This window comes from Celeribacter sp. ULVN23_4 (assembly GCF_054788345.1).
This window is the reverse complement of the sequence record NZ_JBTVYO010000034.1, coordinates 1-226: the sequence shown is the minus strand read 5'-3', so window position 1 is coordinate 226 and position 226 is coordinate 1. Positions and strand designations below refer to the sequence as shown.

The following is a 226-nucleotide window of genomic DNA, read 5'->3' as shown; positions in this document are numbered from 1 at the left end:
ATTTTGGTTGCGGGAGTAGGATTTGAACCTACGACCTTCAGGTTATGAGCCTGACGAGCTACCGGGCTGCTCCATCCCGCGACAGTTTTGTGGGCTACGGCGCGGAGCGCTACTTGAGCCCGAATGTTTGGGCTACCGCACGGAGTGCTACTTGAGCCCGATGTCTGGCCTTGTGCACGGAGTACGTGATGAGGCCTCTGTCCCCCACGGGCGAATGTCTGTTCGT

1 tRNA gene is annotated in these 226 nt (G+C 58.4%); it reads right to left on the bottom strand.

Annotated features, from left to right (window positions below):
- Positions 1 to 4: 4 nt before the first annotated feature.
- Positions 5 to 81, bottom strand: a tRNA-Met gene (locus ACYBHZ_RS19355).
- Between the last annotated feature and the right edge of the window lie 145 nt (positions 82 to 226).